The following is an 18787-nucleotide window of genomic DNA, read 5'->3' as shown; positions in this document are numbered from 1 at the left end:
GTGTCCGCCCGGCGCCGTCCCGTACGGGAGGCACGGACCGGCCCCGCCTCCCGGCAGATACATTGGCACCGTGCTCTCTCGTCTCTCGCGTCCCGGCGCCCTCACCCTCTGCGCCCTGCCGATCGTCGCGCTCTTCGCCGTCGTCGGTGCCGCGCCGCTGCCGTACGCCGTGGCGCAGCCCGGGATGACCGTGGACGTCCTCGGCACCGACCGGGGCAGGCAGGTCATCACCATCGACGGAACGCCCACCCGGACGACCGAGGGCCAGCTCCGGATGACCACGATCGAGGCCACGGGCCCCTCCGCCGAGGTCGATCTCGGCGATGTGGTCGACGGCTGGTTCCGCGCGGACCGGGCCGTACTGCCGCGCGAGGCGGTTTATCCCTCGGGGGAGTCCGACAAGGAGATCGAGAAGCACAACGTCCAGGACATGGTCGAGTCGCAGAACTCCGCGACCACGGCGGCGCTCGGCTATCTGCGCAGGGACCCGGCCTCGGTCGATGTCAGTCTCCAGCTCGCCGATGTGGGCGGTCCCAGCGCCGGGCTGCTCTTCGCCCTCGGCATCGTCGACAAGCTGGACGGCGACGGCTCCGGCGGCGATCTCACCGGCGGCCGGACCATCGCCGGTACGGGCACCATCACCGACAACGGCGATGTCGGCGCGGTCGGCGGGGTGTCCCTCAAGACCCAGGCGGCCGGCCGCGACGGCGCGACCGTCTTCCTCGTACCGAAGGCCGAGTGCCGCGACGCCCGCGCCGAGCTGCCCGGCGGGATGCGGCTGATCCCGGTCACCACGCTCAAGGGCGCGGTGTCCGCCCTGCGCTCACTGGAGCAGGGCGGCGACGTACCGGGCTGCTGACATCGCCCGGCGACGTCCTTCCCCTTACTGGGGGCCGTTCCGTCACCGGGGTCCGTGCGACCGGGCGGTGGAATCCGCCGCCGCCTGCTCCACCAGGGGGATGATCCGCAGCGGTACGGGATTCTCCATCACGATCGCCGTGGCGGCCCGCACGATGCCCTCGAAACCGACCACCCGGTCGATCACCCGCTGGAGATCGGCGTTGGAGCGGGCGACGAGCCGGCAGAGCATGTCGCCCTGTCCGGTGGTGGTGTGCAGTTCCAGCACCTCGGGGACGGTCGCGAGATGGGCACGTACGTCCGCGCCCTGCCCCTGCTTGATCTCCAGCGTGGCGAACGCCGTGACCGGATAGCCCAGGGCCGCCGGATCGACGGTCGGGCCGAATCCCCTGATGACGCCGTTCGACTGAAGCCGGTCGAGACGTGCCTGTACGGTCCCGCGCGCCACACCGAGCCGGCGCGAGGCCTCCAGCACCCCGATCCGCGGCTCCCGCGCCAGCAGCACGATGAGCCTGCCGTCCAGCCCGTCGATACCGGCTCCCGCGCCCGCACCCCCGCCCGTACCCGCGCCCATGCCCATGGCCCGCCCCCTTCTCGCCCCTGTGCGCCGTCCGCCGTGCCCGTGGTCCTACTGCCCGTGGTCATACTGTGCAGATGGCCCCCTCATTCTCGCGGTCCGCTGCGCATATTGCCCAGTGAATACGCGAACTGTTGCGCACCTTGTGGAACGGCGGGACGCTGAGCCCATGGCTGACACCTCGATGAACACCGACACCGCCCCCGACACCGCGCGTGAGGCCGACCCCTTCCCGGTCAAGGGCATGGACGCCGTCGTCTTCGCCGTCGGCAACGCCAAGCAGGCCGCGCACTACTACTCCACGGCCTTCGGTATGAAGCTCGTCGCCTACTCCGGACCGGAGAACGGCAGCCGGGAGACCGCGAGTTACGTCCTGACGAACGGCGCGGCCCGTTTTGTGTTCACCTCTGTCATCAAGCCGTCCACCGAGTGGGGCCGCTTCCTCGCCGGGCATGTGGCCGAGCACGGCGACGGTGTCGTCGACCTGGCCATCGAGGTCCCGGACGCGCGTGCCGCCTACGCCTACGCCACCGAGCACGGCGCCCGCGGGGTCCAGGAGCCGTACGAGATCAAGGACGAGTACGGCACGGTCGTCCTCGCCGCCATCGCCACCTACGGCCAGACCCGGCACACCCTCGTGGAGCGCTCCGGCTACGACGGCCCCTATCTGCCGGGCTTCGGCGTCGCGGACCCCATCGTCGAACCGGCCGCCAAGCGCACCTTCCAGGCCGTCGACCACTGTGTGGGCAATGTCGAACTCGGCCGGATGAACGAGTGGGTCGGGTTCTACAACAAGGTCATGGGCTTCACGAACATGAAGGAGTTCGTGGGCGACGACATCGCCACCGAGTACTCCGCTCTCATGTCGAAGGTCGTCGCCGACGGCACCCTCAAGGTGAAGTTCCCGATCAACGAGCCCGCGATCGCCAAGAAGAAGTCGCAGATCGACGAGTATCTGGAGTTCTACGGCGGGGCCGGCGTCCAGCACATCGCGCTCGCCACGAACGACATCGTCGCCTCCGTACGGGCCATGCGGGCCGCCGGCGTGCGGTTCCTGGACACCCCCGACTCGTACTACGACACGCTCGGCGAGTGGGCGGGCGAGACCCGGGTGCCGGTCGAGACCCTGCGCGAGCTGAAGATCCTGGTCGACCGGGACGAGGACGGCTATCTGCTCCAGATCTTCACCAAGCCGGTCCAGGACCGGCCGACCGTTTTCTTCGAGATGATCGAGCGGCACGGCTCGATGGGCTTCGGAAAGGGCAACTTCAAGGCACTCTTCGAGGCGATCGAGCGCGAGCAGGAGAAGCGCGGCAACCTCTGACCCGCGCCGTGGCCGGGTCGCGTCACCGGCGGCCGACGCACCGCGGCCCCACGGGAGCCCGTGCTCTCCGTGGGGCCGTGGTCCGTCCGCTTTCGGGCCGCTCAGACCGCGCCCGCGACGGCCGGTGGCTGCGCCGGCGCCGGGAACGGCAGCGGCGAGGACGCCGGCTGCCCCGGCGTCTCCGGCAGCTGTGCGTCCGGCGTCAGCGCGTCCGGTGTCTGCCCCCGCGTGTCCTGCCCCCGCGTGTCCGGCTCCGGAACGTAAGGCTGTGTGTCCTGCCCCCGTACGTCCTGCCCCCGCGTGTCCGGCCCCGACACGTCCGGCCCCGACACGTCCGGCCCCGACACGTCCGGCCCCCGCAGGTCCTGTCCCCGTACGTCCTGCCCCCGCGTGTTCTTCGGCGCGCTCGCCGGCCCGCCGCCGGACACGCCCTCCAGCACGTTCAGCGACTCCCGGGCCTTCGGCGCGAGCAGCGGTGAGAAGTACGGATTGATCCGCAGCGCCTCCTCGATATGGCGGCGGGCCGGACCGTGCATCCCCAGCGTGCGCTCGATCTCGCCCAGGTGGTACGAGAACAGCGCGTTCCTGAGCCCCTGCCGTGTCGCCTTCCGCGCGTAGGCCAGCGCCTCGTCGCTCCGGCCCGCCCGGTGCAGTGCCCAGGCCAGCGCGTCCGCGACGTACATGCTCCGGTGCGACCGGGTCCACTCGGCCGTCAGCCGTACCACGGCCCCCTCCGGATCCCCGTGGTCGGTCTCGAAGCGGGCGAGGACCAGCTGCTCGTTCACCCCGTGGGCCTGCGCCTTCCCGACCCGTTCCCGCAGCCACGCGTACTGCGTCTGCGCGTCCCCGGTCAGGCCCTCCGAGTCGTACAGCTCGCCCAGCTCCAGCGCGTATTCGGGCAGCGGCAGCTTGCCGAGCGCCGCCTCGTAGACCTGGTACGCCTCGTCCGTCCTGCCCAGCGCGGCCAGCGCCTTCGCGCGCCCGGCCAGGGACGCGGGATGCGCGTGCGCCGCCGCGAGCGCCGCGTCGTAGTGGTCCAGCGCCTTGGCCGGTCGGCCCTGGTCCCACGAGAGCCGGCCCAGCGTGTGCAGCGCCTCGGCCTTCTCCTCAGGTGTGTCGGCCTTCGCCGCCGCCTCGGTCGCCTTCGCCGTCGCGTCCTCGTGCCGGCCGAGTTCGCGGTAGACGGCCGCGGCGCGCTCCAGCACCGGGGTCCCGGAGTGCAGCTCCTTCAGCCGGTCCAGCGCCTCGCCCGCCGCCTTGTACTCACCCAGGCCGCTGTACGCGTCGATCAGCACCGGATACGGAGTCCAGTCGTCGGGCCGCTGCTTGCGTACTGTCTCGGCCCACTTCCTGGCGGTGGCGAAGTCGTGCCGCGCGTTGGCGAGCCGGGCCAGGCCCACCAGGGCCGCCGGATTCCCGTACTCGGCGGGTTCGCCCGCCTTGCCGTCCTCGCCGCCGTCCGCGCCCCCCTGCGCGGGCCTCCCCGCGGCGGCCCGGTCGTCCGCCTCCGCCACCGTCGCGAGCGAACGCTGAAGTGCCTGGTCGGCCTTGGGGTAGTAGGCCGAGTTCCCCTGCCGTGACCCGCGTTCCACATACGCCGAGCCGAGCACCGCCCAGGCCTCGCCGTCCTTGGGATGGGTACGCAGCCAGGCCTCCCGGTCATGGATGAGCGCGGTCAGGTCCGCGAGCGAGGCCGGCGCCCCCGAGCCCGCCGCCGCCATCGCCCGCGCCTCGGGGCTCAGCACCGCAGGCCGGTCATGGTCCGGTACGAACAGCAGCACGCCCCCGACCAGCGCCGCGCCCACCCCTGCGGCCAGCGCCGCCCTTCTGACCTGTCTGACCTGCTCCGTTTTCATGGGGTTCATGATGATTACTGTGCGTCCATATGAAGAGCACACCCGTGCTTCCCGTTGTGGATCGCAGACGGGTTCACACCGATGGCCCCGGATGCGAGTCTGGGATCATGGATGATCTGGATTCCCAGGACGACCTCGTCGTACGGCTCCGGTCCGGGCTCCCCGCCGAAGCCCTGATCACCGACCCGGACATCATGGCCTCCTACGCCCACGACATGGCGAGCTTCTGCGAGGCGGGAGCGCCCGCGGTGGTCGTGCTGCCGCGCTCGGTGGAGCAGGTCCAGCACGTCATGCGCACCGCCACCGCGCTGCGCGTACCCGTCGTACCGCAAGGCGCCCGTACGGGGCTGTCGGGCGCCGCCAACGCCTCGGACGGGTGCATCGTCCTCTCCCTGGTCAAGATGGACCGGATCCTGGAGATCAGCCCGGTCGACCGGATCGCCGTCGTCGAGCCGGGCGTCGTCAACGCCACCCTCTCCCGCGCGGTCGGCGAACAGGGCCTCTACTACCCGCCGGACCCGTCGAGCTGGGAGATGTGCACCATCGGCGGGAACATCGGCACGGCCTCCGGCGGGCTGTGCTGCGTCAAGTACGGCGTCACGGCGGAGTATGTCCTCGGCCTCGATGTCGTCCTCGCCGACGGCCGGCTGCTCACCACCGGCCGCCGCACCGCCAAGGGCGTGGCCGGGTACGACCTGACACGGCTCTTCGTGGGCTCGGAGGGCAGCCTCGGTATCGTCGTCAAGGCGGTCCTCGCGCTCAGGCCGAAGCCGCCCCAGCAACTGGTGCTGGCCGCGGAGTTCGCCTCGGCCGCCGCCGCGTGCGACGCGGTCTGCCGGATCATGGAACGGGGCCACACCCCGTCCCTGCTCGAACTGATGGACCGTACGACCGTCCAGGCCGTCAACGCGATGACCCATATGGGCCTCCCCGAGACCACCGAGGCGCTGCTGCTGGCGGCCTTCGACACCCCCGACCCCTCGGCGGATCTGGCCGCCGTCGGCGAGCTGTGTACGGCGGCCGGCGCCACCGAGGTCGTCCCCGCCGAGGACGCGGCCGAGTCGGAGATGCTGCTCCAGGCCCGGCGGCTCTCGCTGACCGCGCTGGAGACCGTCAAGTCGGCGACGATGATCGACGACGTGTGCGTACCGCGCACCCGGCTTGCCGCGATGCTCGACGGCACGGCGGCCATCGCGGAGAAGTACGGCCTGACCATCGGCGTCTGCGCGCACGCGGGCGACGGCAACACCCATCCCGTCGTCTGCTTCGACCAGGCCGACCCGGACGAGTCCCGGCGCGCCCGGGAGTCCTTCGACGAGATCATGGCGCTCGGTCTGGAACTGGGCGGCACGATCACCGGTGAACACGGCGTCGGTGTCCTGAAGAAGGAGTGGCTGTCGCGCGAACTGGGCCCGGTGGGCATGGAGTTGCAGCGCGGCATCAAGCGGACATTCGACCCGCTCGGCCTGCTCAACCCCGGCAAACTCTTCTGAGCCCCGGCCCGCCATCCTCGTCCGCCATCCTCGTCCGCCGTCCTCGTCCGCCGTCCTCGTCCGCCGTCCGCCATCGGTCAGCCCTCACCGTCCGCCGATCCGTCGGACGGCCAGGGGTCCCGGAACCACAGATCGTCCGCCGGTGTGGCGGCGAGCAGTTCGCTGAGACCGTCGTCGATGCCGAGCTGTCCGCTCTCCGTACCCGGAGGCACGATCCGGAGCGTCCGCTCCAGCCACGCGGACACCGCCGACGAGGGCGCCTCCAGCAGCGCGTCACCGTCGGGCGAGGAGAGGGCGACGCAGAGGACACCGTGCCCGGCGACCTTCGCCGGCCAGATCCGTACGTCACCGTGTCCGCACGGCCTGAACACCCCCTCCACCAGCAGCTCACGGGCGAAGGTCCATTTGACGGGGGTCTCGGAGCCGATGTGAAAGGTGATGTGCACGGCGTACGGATCGTCCGTGCGGTAGGCCAGCCGGGCCGGTACGGGGATGCCGCGCTCGGGCGACAGGACCAGGCGCAGCTCCAGATCGCGTTCCACGACGGTGTGCATCGGCGGCACTTCCTCTCCTGACGGGGTGGCCCGGCGACGGGCCCGTACGAGGAGAGAGGCGCCGGCCGGCCGACTATGACGCGACTTCCGGCGACGATTTCCAGCGAATTCCGGAACGGCGCGGACACCCCGGCCGGACACCCCGGCGCGGACACCCCTGGCCGGATGCTTCCGGCCGGACACCCCTGGCCGGACACCCCTGGCCGCGGCCATCGGTCCGCGCCTCGGCCGACGGGCGTCCGGTCCGACGGCGCCACCCGTTCAGCCCTGTTCAGCCCCGTTCAGCCGCTCCGCCCCCGTCCGGCGCCCGGTCCGCGCCCGGTCGGAAGGCATTCACGACAGGACGGAATCGTTCACGTCGGAACAGGACCGATCATGCCGGGACCCTGCCGCTGGCACTGGCGCCCGGCTGTTCGTACACAGTGGCGAACACTTCTTGGCCCACATCCTTTCGAATGCGGTCTTTCTGCTGTTCTCCTTCTTCAGGCATCTGAGTTCTTCGTTAATGTCTTCCTTGGCTGAACACGGCGTGAGTGAACGGAGTTGGGTCAGTGGCTACTCCTCCCGGTGACGGCGGGAACGTACCCCGGGAAGGGTTCTACCCAGACCCGTCCATCCCCGGATATGTCCGGTACTGGAACGGCGCCGCCTGGGTGCCCGGTACGAGCCGGCCCGCGCCCCCTGGCGGCGGGACGACGCCGGGGACCCCGCCCGCCGTGGACGAGACGGGCCCGGTCTTCCTGGACGAGGAGCCGTCCGACGGGCCCCGGCCGGGGCCGGAACCGGCGTCCGTCTGGCAGGCCGACGCCTCGCGGCAGAGCGGCTTCGGCGGCGAGCGCGACGACCGTGTCTCCTGGGGAGCGGGCGGCCACGATCCCCGTATCCCCGGGCCCGCCTCACCGCCCGCGCCCGACCGGCTGCCCGCGTTGCCGGCCGGGGGCGGTTCCCCGGTGCCGCACCACGAGATCCCGCCGCCCACCCCGGGCGATCCGACGGGCGGCGCGCTGCCCGGCGTACGCGCGCTCGGGCCCGGCACGGACGACGGCGAGCCGTCCTCCGAGGGCGCGGTCGCGCTCCGCGCGATGCGACGCGGCGTCAGGCCGGACGCGGGCCAGGGGTCCGGCGCGGGGACGGGCACCGGCGCCGGGACCGGGGCCGGTGACGACACGGGCCGGCCGCCGGCCCCGCGCGACGCGGGACGGTCCCCCGCGGAGGGTGTCGACAGCACCGTCGCGCTCCGCGCCCTGCGCGCCGCCCGGCGGGCCAAGGACGATGACGCGGCCGGCGCGGCGGGCCGGACGGGCCAGGCCGAGGGCACGATGGCGATCCGCGCGCTGAACCAGGGCGCGTCCAGTACGGGCACGGCACTGCCCGCGCGCCGCCGGCCCCAGCCCGAGCCGCGGTCCCAGCCGCCCTCCCAGCCCCAGCCGACGCCCGGTCAGGGCGGCACGCCCCAGGCTCCCGCCGCTCCCGCCACTCCTGTCTCCCAGGGGGCGGGCGGTGGCGCCGCCTCCTGGGCCCAGCAGGTCCACCAGCTCGCCCAGCCCATGACCCCCGGGGGCACCGACCAGCCGGTCGTGCCCTGGAAGCCCCCGGTCGACGACCCGTTCCTCCAGGCCGCGCGGGCCCAGGCGGCGGCGAGGCCCGCGGGACTCGCCAAGCGGTTGGTGGCCCGGCTGATCGACTCCCTCGTGCTGGGCGCGCTCGTCGGCGCCGCCGCCTTCCCCCTCTTCTCCAGGGCCCGTACGCATATCGACGCCAAGATCGAGGCGGCCGAGCGGACCGGTGAGACCGTCACGGTCTGGCTCATCGACGCCACGACGGCCGGTTACCTCGGGGCCGTACTCGTCGCGCTGCTGATCCTCGGCGTGCTGTACGAGGCGCTGCCGACCGCCAAGTGGGGGCGGACACTGGGCAAGAGGCTCTGCGGTCTCGAAGTGCGGGACATAGAGTCCCACGAGGCCCCGGGCTTCGGCGCCGCGCTGCGCCGCTGGCTCGTCTACGGGATCCTGGGGGTGCTCGTGGTGGGTGTCCTCAATGTGCTGTGGTGTCTGGTCGACCGGCCCTGGCGGCAGTGCTGGCACGACAAGGCGGCCCGTACGTTCGTAGCGAGCTGACACCCGGTCCCGGTCCCGTACTTCCCCGGGAGCGGTCCAGGACCACTGCCGTACCGCTCCGCGACTGCTCCGAACGGCGGGTGATCCGTTGCGGGCCCCTGTCCCGCGCGGTGCACTGCCCCCATGAGCAATGATCAGCCGCCGCCCGGCCAGTCACCCGACGACGACCCGTTTCTGAAGAGACCACAGGGACCCCCGTCGTCGGAAGGCCCGCCCGGTCCGCCCCCCGGCGGCGGCTCGTCCTCCGGCTCTCCGTACGGTCCGCCTCCCGGCTCCCCGTACGGCGCTCCCTACGGCGGCGACGGCGGTCCGCCTCCGGGCTCCCCTTATGACCAGGACGACCGGGACCGGAACGCCTATGGCGGCGGCCCGTTCGGCGGTACCGATCCGCTCGCCGGAATGCCACCGCTCGCGCCCTTCGGCAGACGGCTCGCGGCACGGATCATCGACGCTCTGATCATCTTTATTCCGCTGGCCATTCTGTCCAGTTTCTTCGGAAACTGGCACGCGCAGGCGAACAGCAGCAATTGGGGCGACTTCACCAACCAGGTGAATACGGGAACACAGTGGCTCTGGTCGGTCATCTCCGTCGTGGCCTACGTCGGCTACGACACCCTGATGACCCGGAAGTCCGGGCAGACCCTCGGCAAGCGCTGGCTGAAACTGCGTGTCGCGATGCTCAACAACGGCGCGGTGCCGGACACCGGAAGCGCGCTGCTGCGCGCGGTCGTGCTCTGGCTGCCCGCCCTGCTCTGCTGTCTGATCGTCTGGTGGGCCGTCATCATCCTGAGCATCCTGGTCAGCAGGCCCTACCGGCAGGGCCTGCACGACAAGGCGGCCAGGACGGTCGTCGTGACGGCGACCGAGCGGGTGCCCGGCCGGCCGGGCCGGAACTCAGCGGCGCATTGAGGGCTGGACCCGTGCCTCCCCGCCCCCGCGCACCCGTGCGGCGGGGGCCCCGGCCCGCGCGGATTCCGAGGCGGCGGCCGGACGCGCCGCCTTGGTCCGGCCCCGCGCGGGGACGGTGAGCGCGACCAGCAGACCCAGGGCGAGCGCGGCGATTCCTGTCACCACGACCCCGGCGCCGGCGGTGGCACCGGAGACGAGCAGCATGACGACCGTGGAACAGACGACGGTGGCGGAACCATAAGCGAGCTGTGCGGCAGTCGGACGCGGCATGGCGGAATCCGTCCTCGGGGCTTCGGGTTCGGGGGTGTCTCGCGTATCTCGCGCGTAGCCCCTGTCCGGTCGGCAGGACCTAGTCGCAAGCGGGGGGCGGCAGTTGCGAAGGAATCGCACTGCCCATCGACTCGACTCTACGACGAGGGCATGCCCGGGAGGAACGGGTAGTAAGCGTGACCTAACGCACGGTGCCGTGGCACAGGGGGCGCATCGAGTCACACCCCCCGCCAAAGGGCTTGAATTGTGCGGTTGTTGTCCGAATTTCTCCATGTCTGGTCGGCTCGGAACATGGGACCCGGCCCATCGCATAGTGCACTTGACCAGTGCAAGTCAAGGTCTGTCTTTTCTTCCTTAACTCCGGTCGAATGTCGTCACTTATGACGCATACGCGCGCGGATCCCTCACTCCCGGTCCGCGGATCGCGTGCGCCGGGGAGGAAAAGCATCAAGTGATCAGAAACCGACGGGCGAGAAGAATGTCCGCGGTGATCGTGGCTCTGGCCGCGACCGCCGCGACGGCATCAGCCTTCACCACGGCCCAGGCCGAGGACAACCCCGCATCCGGCCCCGTGGGGATCGAGCGCCGTGACCCGGCGCCTCAGAAGGGACAGGTCGAACACGACCTGGAAGGCCCGTTCAGCAAGCAGCAGTCGGCCCAGCGTGAGGCGGCGCTCGAACAGGTCATCTCCGGCGAGGCCAAGGTCGAGAAGCGCGGCGGCTCCAACGTCGTCAAGCTCGGCGGCAAGAAGTACGTCGAGCTGGGCCGCGAGAAGACCGACAAGATCTTCACCATCCTCGTGGAGTTCAGCGACACGGTCGACAACACCACGACGTACGACCCGGACGGGGCCGGCCCGCGGCCGCCCGTCGTGAAGTACGGCGGCACGCCCGGCCCCCAGCACAACGAGATAGCCGAGCCCAACCGCGCGGTGGACAACTCCACCGCCTGGCAGGCCGACTACAACCAGGCCCACTTCCAGGACCTGTACTTCGGTACGGGCACCGACGCGGACGGCCAGCCGAAGGACTCGCTGAAGACCTACTACGAGAAGACGTCCTCCGGGCGCTACTCGGTCGACGGCACGGTCTCCGACTGGGTCAAGGTCCCGTACAACGAGGCCCGTTACGGCTCGAACTACTGCGGCAGCACCACCTGCTCCACCGCGTGGGACGCCGTGCGTGACGGCGTCACCGCCTGGACCGCGGCGCAGAAGGCCAACGGCAAGACGGACGCGCAGATCAAGGCGGAGCTGTCCGCCTACGACGAGTGGGACCGTTACGACTTCGACGGTGACGGCAACTTCAACGAGCCCGACGGGTACATCGACCACTTCCAGGTCGTCCACGCGGGCGAGGACGAGTCGGCCGGCGGCGGCGCCGAGGGCACCAACGCCCTGTGGGCGCACCGCTGGTACGCGTACGGCACCAGCGCCGGCACCACCGGCCCGGCGAACAACAAGTCGGGCGGCACCCAGATCGGCACGTCCGGCATCTGGGTCGGCGACTACACCATGCAGCCGGAGAACGGCGGACTCGGGGTCTTCGCCCACGAGTACGGCCACGACCTGGGCCTGCCCGACCTGTACGACACCGCGGGCGGTGACAACTCCACCGCCTTCTGGACGCTCATGTCGTCGGGCTCCTGGCTCGGCAAGGGCGAGGACGCGATCGGCGACCTGCCGGGCGACATGACCGCCTGGGACAAGCTCCAGCTCGGCTGGCTCGACTACGAGCAGGCCACGGCCGCGACCAAGTCCGACCACCGGCTGGGCGTCTCGGCGTACAACACCAAGAACCCCCAGGCGCTCATCGTCGACCTGCCCAAGAAGCTCAAGACCACGACTGTCGTGAAGCCCGCCCAGGGCTCCAAGCAGTGGTGGAGCGACATGGGTGACGACCTCAAGAACACCCTCACCCGTCCGGTCGACCTGACCGGCAAGTCCTCGGCTTCGCTGGAGCTGCAGGGCTGGTGGGACATCGAGGCCGAGTACGACTACCTCTACACCGAGGTCTCGACCGACGGCGGCGCCAACTGGACCGTGCTCGACGGTACGGCCGACGGCCAGCCCCTTCCCCGTGACGCGGCCGACAAGCCGTCGCTGACCGGTGTCTCGGGCACGAACAAGCACCTCGTCTACCCGCTGAACGCCTACGCGGGCCAGAAGTTCGACCTGCGCTTCCGCTACCAGACGGACGGCGGAGTGGCCCCGAAGGGCTTCACCGCGGACGCGATCACCCTGACCGCGGACGGCGCGACGGTCTTCACCGACAATGCCGAGGGCGACGACGCGGGCTGGACCGCGAAGGGCTTCTCGCGCATCGGTGAGGGCTTCACGCAGGAGTACGACCAGTTCTACATCGCCGAGAACCGCCAGTACGTCTCGTACGACCGCACCCTCGAGGTCGGCCCGTACAACTTCGGCTTCAACGCGCCGTACGACAACCAGGTCGAGCACTACGCGTACGAGAACGGTGTGCTCATCTGGCTGTGGGACACCTCCCAGAAGGACAACAACACCAGCGCCCACCCGGGTGAGGGTCTGATCCTGCCCATCGACGCGCACGCCACCCCGCTGCGGTGGGCGGACGGCACGCTGATGCGCAGCCGCATCCAGGCGTACGACTCGACCTTCGGTCTGGCCCGTACGACCGCTCTGACGCTGCACAAGGCGAACGTGCCGGTCCAGGTTCCCTCGCTGCCCGCGGCCACCGTCTTCGACGACCGCAAGGGCACCTACTGGTACGCGGACAACCCGCTCTCCAGCGTCAAGGTTTCCGACACCAACACCAAGATCAGCGTCGTCAGTGAGTCGCAGGGCGGCCAGACGATCCGGGTCAAGGTTGCTCCTTCCGACAAGTAACCTGAAGTAACCCCAGGTCAAAGCATGATCGGCCGTCGCCCTCTAGCGGGCGGCGGCCGATCGTGTTTAGGTGCGTCCTACCATTCTCTTATTGACGCGACGTCTCACTGGGGACCACGGGGGAGATGAAGGACATGGCAGCCGGAGGCTTCAGCAAGCTCCCGAACGGCATGGTGGTGGTGGCACTGACCCTGCCCAGCCCGGCCGCCGAGGGCGACACGGTACGCGTTCTCGTGCACGCGGTGAACCGGGCCCGCGCCCTGACCAGACTGCGGAATCTGGGGCTGCGCGCGGTGTATCTGCGCGGCAACGCGGCGCCGCCGACACCGGACGAGATCACGGCGGTGCTGCACCATCCGGACGGTCTGCTGTGGCGCACCACACCGGAGTGCCGGGAACAGCTCTGGCAGCCGATACGGGCGCTCCTGCGCCCCGCGACCGGCCCGGCGGGCGCGGGCTACCCGGGGTACTAGGCCCTGTCCGGGCCCACGACGTACCAGGTCCTGTCCGGGCCCCGCGGCGACCGGCCGGACGGGGCCTACGCGTCGTCCCCGGACCTCGGGGGCACCGGGGTCCCACCGGGGCGCGCCGGGCCGCCGGAGGGCGCCTCCGGGGCGCTGCGGGGGCCGGGCGGGGTCAGCCGTGCCGTGACCACCGGCTTGCCGGACAGCTCCACCCCCGCCGCCCGCATCTCCTCCAGCGCCCGCTCCGTGGTCTCGACGGCCACGCCCGCCGTCAGATCGAGCAGCACATGGGTGGTGAAGCCCGCGCGGACCGCGTCCAGCGCCGTCGCCCGCACACAGTGGTCCGTGGCGATCCCGACCACGTCGACATGGGTGATCCCACGCGCCCGGAGCCACTCCGCGAGCCCGGTCCCGTTCTCGTCGAACCCCTCGAAACCGCTGTACGCCCCCGCGTACGCACCCTTGTCGAAGACCGCGTCGACCGCGCCGGAGGCCACGGCCGGGGCGAAATTGGGGTGGAAGCCCGCGCCCTCCGTACCCGCCACGCAGTGCGCCGGCCAGGTGGTGACGAAATCGGGGCCCTCCGGGCGGTGGGCGAAGTGGTCACCCGGGTCGATGTGGTGGTCCCGGGTGGCGGCCACATGCCGGTATCCGGGGGAGGCCTCGCCGATCAGATCGGTGATGGCGGCGGCGACCTCGGCCCCTCCCGTCACCGCCAGACTTCCGCCCTCGCAGAAGTCGTTCTGTACGTCCACGACGAGCAACACGCGGTGCATGACGGTCATCCTTCGGCGCAGGAGCGGGAGAGCGGAGAGCGGGCGGGAGCGGCGGACAGGGCGGCGGGCGGAGCGGGGCGGACGACGGAGCGGGGGAGGGGGCGGACGGGTGTGCGCCGGCCGGGGGAATGGCCGAAAGGTGACCCGAGCCCAAGGACTCCGCCCCCGTCGCGGGAAGGGCCGGACACCGCTGCCACCGCCTCACGCACCCCTACCACCGCCTCACGCACCCCTGTCACCGCCTCACGCACCGCTGCCACCGCCTCACACCTGCTCGGTTCGTCTGTACCCGGTCATACGTACCCAGTCATAGGCACCCCGGTCATATGTACTCGGTCGGGATCACCGGCTCGCCACGCGAGAGCTGCGTCGCCGACACCGGCAGCGCGGCCCGCGCCGCGAAGTGCCGGGACCGCGCCGTCTCCAGCGGCTCCCGGGCGACGATCCCGCCGCCCTTGACGAGCTGCACCAGGAGCTGCCGGTCCAGCAGGTCCGCCGGCACCGCTCCGGTGCCGAGCACCTCGGCCTCGGCGTACCCCCAGCGGTCCGTCCGCCGCGCGGCCCACTTACGGCCGCCCACCGAGGTCTTCCCGCCCAGCGACTTCTTAGCCACCGGCTGGAGGGGGGCCTTCGGATCCGCGGAGGTCGCACGGGCGACGATCTTGTAGACCATGGAGCAGGTGGGCCGGCCACTGCCGGTGACGAGCTGGGTGCCGACGCCGTACGCGTCCACCGGGGCCGCGGCCAGCGAGGCGATCGCGTACTCGTCCAGGTCGGAGGTGACCACGATCCTGGTGTTCACCGCGCCCAGCTCGTCGAGCTGCTGCCGTACCCGGTGCGCGACCAGCAGCAGATCGCCGGAGTCGATACGGACGGCGCCCAGCTCGGGACCGGCGATCTCCACGGCGGTCCGTACGGCCTCGGCCACGTCGAACGTGTCGATCAGCAGCGTCGTACCGCGGCCGAGCGCGTTCACCTGTGCCTGGAAGGCGTCGCGCTCGCTGTCGTGCAGCAGGGTGAAGGCGTGCGCGCTGGTGCCCACCGTCGGAATGCCGTACCGGAACCCGGCCGCCAGGTCCGAGGTGGTGTCGAAGCCGCCCACGTACGCGGCCCGCGCCGCGGCGACCGCGGACAGCTCGTGCGTACGGCGCGCGCCCATCTCGATCAGCCCGCGCCCGCCCGCCGCCGCCGACATCCGCGAGGCAGCGGCGGCGATCGCCGAGTCGTGGTTGAGGATCGACAGGATCACGGTCTCCAGCAGCACGCACTCGGCGAAGGAGCCCTCCACCCGCAGGATCGGCGAGCCCGGGAAATAGACCTCGCCCTCCGGATAGCCCCAGATGTCCCCGCCGAAGCGGTACGAGGCGAGCCAGCCGAGCGTCTCCTCGTCGACGATCCGGTTCGTCCGGAGGAAGCCGAGGACATCCGTGTCGAAGCGGAAGTTCTCCACGGCGTCGAGGACCCGTCCGGTGCCCGCCACCACCCCGTAGCGGCGCCCCTCGGGCAGCCGCCGGGTGAAGACCTCGAAGACCGAGCGGCGGTCGGCCGTACCGGCCTGGAGAGCCGCTCGGAGCATCGTCAGCTCATACTGGTCGGTGAAGAGCGCGGTCGACGGCACGTCCACCGGCAGCCCAAGGTCCGCAGTGTTCATATCAATAATCGTACCCTGCCCTCTCGTCAGAGTGACGATTTCTGCGTGGCCGTTTGTGCGACAGGCCGTTCCTGGTGGCAGCATGGGTCATGTGACGCTGTGACCCGGCAGAGAAGCCCGGCAGAGAAGAAGGTCGTCCGGAACCGTGAGTGTTGCTCCCACTGAGATCGAACGCCCCGAATCGGCCGAGGAGACCTTCGCCGTCCCGGAACCCGACGTGCCGTGGGTGACGATCGTCCACAACGACCCCGTCAACCTCATGAGTTATGTGGCCTACGTCTTCCAGACCTATTTCGGCTACCCCAAGGACAAGGCGCACCGACTGATGCTCGACGTCCACCACAAGGGCCGCGCGATCGTCTCCAGCGGCAGCCGCGAGGAGATGGAGCGCGATGTGCAGGCGATGCACGGATTCGGGCTCTGGGCCACGCTCTCCCAGGACCGCGCCTGATGGCCGGGCAGTTCGAGGCGATCCCCGGCGGCGGCGCGGCCGTCGCGCTCGACGAGGTCGAGATCTCGATCCTGCGCTCGCTGGCCGTACAGCTCCTGGAGCTGATCGGGCCCGGTGACGAGCCGGCCCAGGGCGAGGACCCGCTCGCCTCGCTCTTCGCCGAGGGCCCCAGCGAGCCGCCGGAGGACCCGGCGCTCGCCCGGCTCTTCCCGGACGCGTACGGCGACGACGACACCGAACTGAAGGAGTTCTCCGCCGAGTTCAGACGGTTCACGGAGAACGATCTGCGGGGCCGCAAGCGCGAGGACGGGATGGCGCTGGTCCGCACGCTGGACGGGCTGACCTCGGCGGGCGAGAGCGGCGCCGTGCTCAAGCTGACGCCCGAGGCCTGTCTGCACTGGCTCGGCGCGCTCAACGATCTGCGGCTGACGATCGGTACGCGTCTGGAGGTCACGGACGAGGACGAGGGCAACGAGCTGTACCGGCTGCCGGACTCCGATCCGCGCAAGCCGATGGTGATGGCGTATCTCTGGCTCGGCTCGCTCCAGGAGTCGCTCGTCGAAACGCTGATGCCCTGACGTTGGGCCGTTCCTCCGTACGGGTGACGGAACGGCCCGCGGAACGGCCTGCGGGCCGGGTGTGCGGACGGTCCGATTCCCGGTCTCCGGACCGGCGTTCGCCGCGCCGGGATGTCATACGGCGGCCCCCGCCCGGCCCCCTTCCGTACGCTCAACTGAGGCTCAATTCGGCATAACGATCACATCACCGCTCCGGCGGTCTTTGCGGTTCGCGGTGCGATTCCTCCGCTTCTTCCTGTGGGCTGTGCCACAGAACCGTCCGTCGATCACCCCTGCCGCCGTGATAGATCTTCACGGCCCCCCGGGGACTCCACCCCTGTCCCCGGGGGTGCCTTCGTCGGCCGACCGCCGGCGGCACTCCATCCGTATCCGGGGGGATCACGAACCGGTCCGCGGCCGACGTCCGGCGCGGGTCGGTATGGAGAAAGGGCGCACGACATGACCTCTGCCCAGGTCGACAAGGAATACGGCGGTGACCACGCCACGACCGGCCCCACCGGAGACGGTCCGGCCGAAGAGGGCTACGAACGGGGACTCGGCAGCCGTCAGGTCCAGATGATCGCCATCGGCGGCGCGATCGGTGTCGGACTCTTCATGGGCGCCGGGGCCAATATCGCCAAGGCCGGACCCAGCATCATCCTCATGTACGCCCTCGCCGGCGTCGTGATCTTCTTCATCATGCGGGCCCTCGGCGAGCTGCTCCTCTACCGGCCGGTCTCGGGCTCCTTCGCGGAGTACGCCCGGGAGTTCCTCGGCCCGTTCTTCGGCTTCGCCACCGGCTGGACGTACTGGCTGATGTGGGTCGTCACCGGGATGGCGGAACTGACCGCCGCCGCGATCTACATCCACTTCTGGTTCCCCCAGATCCCCCAGTGGGTCAGCGCGCTGGTCTTCCTGGTGGTCCTCTTCGGGGTCAATCTGATCTCGGTGAAGATCTTCGGCGAGGTCGAGTTCTGGTTCTCGATGATCAAGGTCACCGCGATCATCGGCATGATCGTCATCGGTCTGGGCGTCCTCACCCTCGGCTTCTCCGACGCCGGTGAGACCGCCGGGGCCGCCAACCTCTGGGCACACGACGGGATCTTCCCGAACGGCATCGGCTCCAGCCTGATGACCCTTCAGGGCGTGATGTTCGCCTATCTCGCCGTCGAGCTGGTCGGGGTGACCGCGGGCGAGTCCGAGAACCCCGAGAAGACCCTGCCCAAGGCCATCAACACACTGCCCTGGCGCATCATCGTCTTCTATGTCGGCGCGCTCTCCGTCATCCTCGCCGTCGTCAAGTGGACCGAGTTCTCCGCGGGCAACAGCCCCTTCGTGCACGCCTTCGAGAAGATGGGCATCCCGCTCGCGGCCGGCATCGTCAACTTCGTCGTACTGACCGCCGCGCTCTCCTCCTGCAACTCCGGGATGTACTCCACCGGCCGGATGCTGCGCGACCTCGCCGCCAACAGCGAGGCGCCCGCGGTCTTCGGCAGGCTCAACTCCCGCAGGACCCCGGCCCTCGGCATCACCGTCTCCGCCGTTCTGATGGGCATCGGTGTGGTCCTCAACTATGTCGTCCCGGAGAAGGCCTTCGGCTATGTGACCTCCGTGGCCACCGCGGCCGGCATCTGGACCTGGATGATGATTCTGGCCAGCCATATCCGCTACCGCCGCGCGGTGGAGGCGGACCGGCTGCCGGCCTCGTCCTTCCCCGCCCCCGGCGGCGCGCTCTTCAGCTGGGTCGCGGTGGCCTTCCTGGCCCTGGTCACCTGTCTGATCGCCTACGACAAGGACGCGCGGATCTGCCTCTATGTGGCGGCGGTCTGGGCGGTGGGCCTGGCGGGCGGCTGGCAGTTCCTCAAGCGCCGAGATCCCGCGGTCACGGAGCGCGCCGAGCGGGAGTACGCCCCCGCGGCGGACTGACCGCCGCCGCCCCGTCGGGGGGGGGCCCCCCGCCCCGGGCGCGGGGGCCGGCCCCCCCCCCGGACGCCCCCCGGGGCCCCCCCCGCCCCCCCCCCCCGGCCCCCCCGGTTTAATATAGCCCACGGCGACACAAACCCCCCC

15 protein-coding genes and 1 pseudogene are annotated in these 18787 nt (G+C 70.8%); 10 read left to right on the top strand and 6 right to left on the bottom strand.

What is annotated here, in order from left to right:
- Nucleotides 1-70 precede the first annotated feature (70 nt).
- The gene (locus ACWGDX_RS09755; RefSeq protein WP_453623909.1) at nucleotides 71-859 is read left to right on the top strand and encodes a S16 family serine protease; all 789 of its coding nucleotides are present in this window, start codon (nucleotides 71-73) and stop codon (nucleotides 857-859) included.
- A gap of 42 nt (nucleotides 860-901) precedes the next feature.
- Here the strand turns inward: ACWGDX_RS09755 and ACWGDX_RS09750 are convergent, their stop codons facing one another.
- The gene (locus ACWGDX_RS09750) at nucleotides 902-1438 is read right to left on the bottom strand and encodes an Lrp/AsnC family transcriptional regulator (RefSeq protein WP_453623907.1); all 537 of its coding nucleotides are present in this window, start codon (nucleotides 1436-1438) and stop codon (nucleotides 902-904) included.
- A gap of 166 nt (nucleotides 1439-1604) precedes the next feature.
- Between ACWGDX_RS09750 and hppD the strand changes: the two genes are divergently transcribed.
- A complete protein-coding gene (hppD, locus tag ACWGDX_RS09745; protein WP_453623905.1) occupies nucleotides 1605-2759 on the top strand; it encodes a 4-hydroxyphenylpyruvate dioxygenase in 1155 nt (384 codons plus the stop codon).
- A gap of 101 nt (nucleotides 2760-2860) precedes the next feature.
- On the opposite strand, the gene ACWGDX_RS09740 is transcribed toward hppD, so the two are convergent.
- Nucleotides 2861-4624 (bottom strand): tetratricopeptide repeat protein, encoded by a 1764-nt coding sequence (locus tag ACWGDX_RS09740; RefSeq protein ID WP_453623903.1) that lies wholly within the window; start codon nucleotides 4622-4624, stop codon nucleotides 2861-2863.
- A 98-nt stretch (nucleotides 4625-4722) separates the two neighbouring features.
- Between ACWGDX_RS09740 and ACWGDX_RS09735 the strand changes: the two genes are divergently transcribed.
- Complete coding sequence (locus ACWGDX_RS09735; protein ID WP_453623902.1) at nucleotides 4723-6108, top strand: FAD-binding oxidoreductase; 1386 nt, start codon at nucleotides 4723-4725, stop codon at nucleotides 6106-6108.
- A gap of 77 nt (nucleotides 6109-6185) precedes the next feature.
- On the opposite strand, the gene ACWGDX_RS09730 is transcribed toward ACWGDX_RS09735, so the two are convergent.
- On the bottom strand, nucleotides 6186-6662 hold the full coding sequence (locus tag ACWGDX_RS09730) for an SsgA family sporulation/cell division regulator (protein ID WP_453623900.1): 477 nt from the start codon (nucleotides 6660-6662) through the stop codon (nucleotides 6186-6188).
- A gap of 551 nt (nucleotides 6663-7213) precedes the next feature.
- On the opposite strand from ACWGDX_RS09730, the gene ACWGDX_RS09725 reads away from it, so the two are divergent.
- Nucleotides 7214-8779: an RDD family protein gene (locus ACWGDX_RS09725; RefSeq protein ID WP_453623898.1), complete on the top strand. Its 1566-nt coding sequence runs from the start codon at nucleotides 7214-7216 to the stop codon at nucleotides 8777-8779.
- A 123-nt stretch (nucleotides 8780-8902) separates the two neighbouring features.
- Nucleotides 8903-9688, top strand: coding sequence for an RDD family protein (locus ACWGDX_RS09720; RefSeq protein WP_453623896.1), 786 nt, complete (start codon nucleotides 8903-8905; stop codon nucleotides 9686-9688).
- Here ACWGDX_RS09720 and ACWGDX_RS09715 read toward each other — a convergent pair.
- On the bottom strand, nucleotides 9674-9958 hold the full coding sequence (locus ACWGDX_RS09715) for a hypothetical protein (RefSeq protein WP_453623894.1): 285 nt from the start codon (nucleotides 9956-9958) through the stop codon (nucleotides 9674-9676). The two genes, ACWGDX_RS09720 and ACWGDX_RS09715, sit on opposite strands and share 15 nt — an antisense overlap.
- 451 nt (nucleotides 9959-10409) lie before the next feature.
- On the opposite strand from ACWGDX_RS09715, the gene ACWGDX_RS09710 reads away from it, so the two are divergent.
- Nucleotides 10410-12821 (top strand): immune inhibitor A domain-containing protein, encoded by a 2412-nt coding sequence (locus ACWGDX_RS09710; protein ID WP_453623892.1) that lies wholly within the window; start codon nucleotides 10410-10412, stop codon nucleotides 12819-12821.
- A 134-nt stretch (nucleotides 12822-12955) separates the two neighbouring features.
- Nucleotides 12956-13294 (top strand): hypothetical protein, encoded by a 339-nt coding sequence (locus ACWGDX_RS09705; RefSeq protein WP_453623890.1) that lies wholly within the window; start codon nucleotides 12956-12958, stop codon nucleotides 13292-13294.
- Nucleotides 13295-13470: 176 nt separating this feature from the next.
- On the opposite strand, the pseudogene ACWGDX_RS09700 reads toward ACWGDX_RS09705, so the two are convergent.
- A pseudogene (locus ACWGDX_RS09700) lies at nucleotides 13471-14061 on the bottom strand (nicotinamidase); the annotation flags it as partial.
- Between the two features lie 322 nt (nucleotides 14062-14383).
- Nucleotides 14384-15712: a nicotinate phosphoribosyltransferase gene (locus tag ACWGDX_RS09695; RefSeq protein ID WP_453623889.1), complete on the bottom strand. Its 1329-nt coding sequence runs from the start codon at nucleotides 15710-15712 to the stop codon at nucleotides 14384-14386.
- Nucleotides 15713-15857: 145 nt separating this feature from the next.
- Between ACWGDX_RS09695 and clpS the strand changes: the two genes are divergently transcribed.
- From clpS to ACWGDX_RS09680, 3 genes are all read left to right on the top strand, one after another.
- Nucleotides 15858-16163 carry an ATP-dependent Clp protease adapter ClpS gene (clpS, locus tag ACWGDX_RS09690; protein ID WP_046500072.1) on the top strand — a complete coding sequence of 102 codons (306 nt, stop codon included), beginning with the start codon at nucleotides 15858-15860 and terminating at the stop codon, nucleotides 16161-16163.
- Entirely contained in the window at nucleotides 16163-16741 is a 579-nt protein-coding gene (locus ACWGDX_RS09685) for a DUF2017 domain-containing protein (RefSeq protein WP_383036994.1), read from the top strand. The genes clpS and ACWGDX_RS09685 overlap by 1 nt, the downstream gene beginning before the upstream one ends.
- 438 nt (nucleotides 16742-17179) lie before the next feature.
- Entirely contained in the window at nucleotides 17180-18646 is a 1467-nt protein-coding gene (locus tag ACWGDX_RS09680) for an amino acid permease (RefSeq protein WP_453623886.1), read from the top strand.
- Nucleotides 18647-18787: the final 141 nt, after the last annotated feature.

It is taken from the genome of Streptomyces sp. NPDC055025, assembly GCF_053608565.1.
This window is presented reverse-complemented; position numbering and strand designations above follow the sequence as displayed.

Coding starts and splice junctions, on each gene's coding strand:
- ACWGDX_RS09680 (WP_453623886.1), top strand. CDS start 17,180: ATGACCTCTGCCCAGGTCGACAAGGAATACGGCGGTGACCACGCCACG.
- ACWGDX_RS09750 (WP_453623907.1), bottom strand. CDS start 1,438: ATGGGCATGGGCGCGGGTACGGGCGGGGGTGCGGGCGCGGGAGCCGGT.
- hppD (WP_453623905.1), top strand. CDS start 1,605: ATGGCTGACACCTCGATGAACACCGACACCGCCCCCGACACCGCGCGT.
- ACWGDX_RS09705 (WP_453623890.1), top strand. CDS start 12,956: ATGGCAGCCGGAGGCTTCAGCAAGCTCCCGAACGGCATGGTGGTGGTG.
- ACWGDX_RS09730 (WP_453623900.1), bottom strand. CDS start 6,662: ATGCACACCGTCGTGGAACGCGATCTGGAGCTGCGCCTGGTCCTGTCG.
- ACWGDX_RS09715 (WP_453623894.1), bottom strand. CDS start 9,958: ATGCCGCGTCCGACTGCCGCACAGCTCGCTTATGGTTCCGCCACCGTC.
- ACWGDX_RS09735 (WP_453623902.1), top strand. CDS start 4,723: ATGGATGATCTGGATTCCCAGGACGACCTCGTCGTACGGCTCCGGTCC.
- ACWGDX_RS09720 (WP_453623896.1), top strand. CDS start 8,903: ATGAGCAATGATCAGCCGCCGCCCGGCCAGTCACCCGACGACGACCCG.
- ACWGDX_RS09685 (WP_383036994.1), top strand. CDS start 16,163: ATGGCCGGGCAGTTCGAGGCGATCCCCGGCGGCGGCGCGGCCGTCGCG.
- ACWGDX_RS09740 (WP_453623903.1), bottom strand. CDS start 4,624: ATGAACCCCATGAAAACGGAGCAGGTCAGACAGGTCAGAAGGGCGGCG.
- ACWGDX_RS09695 (WP_453623889.1), bottom strand. CDS start 15,712: ATGAACACTGCGGACCTTGGGCTGCCGGTGGACGTGCCGTCGACCGCG.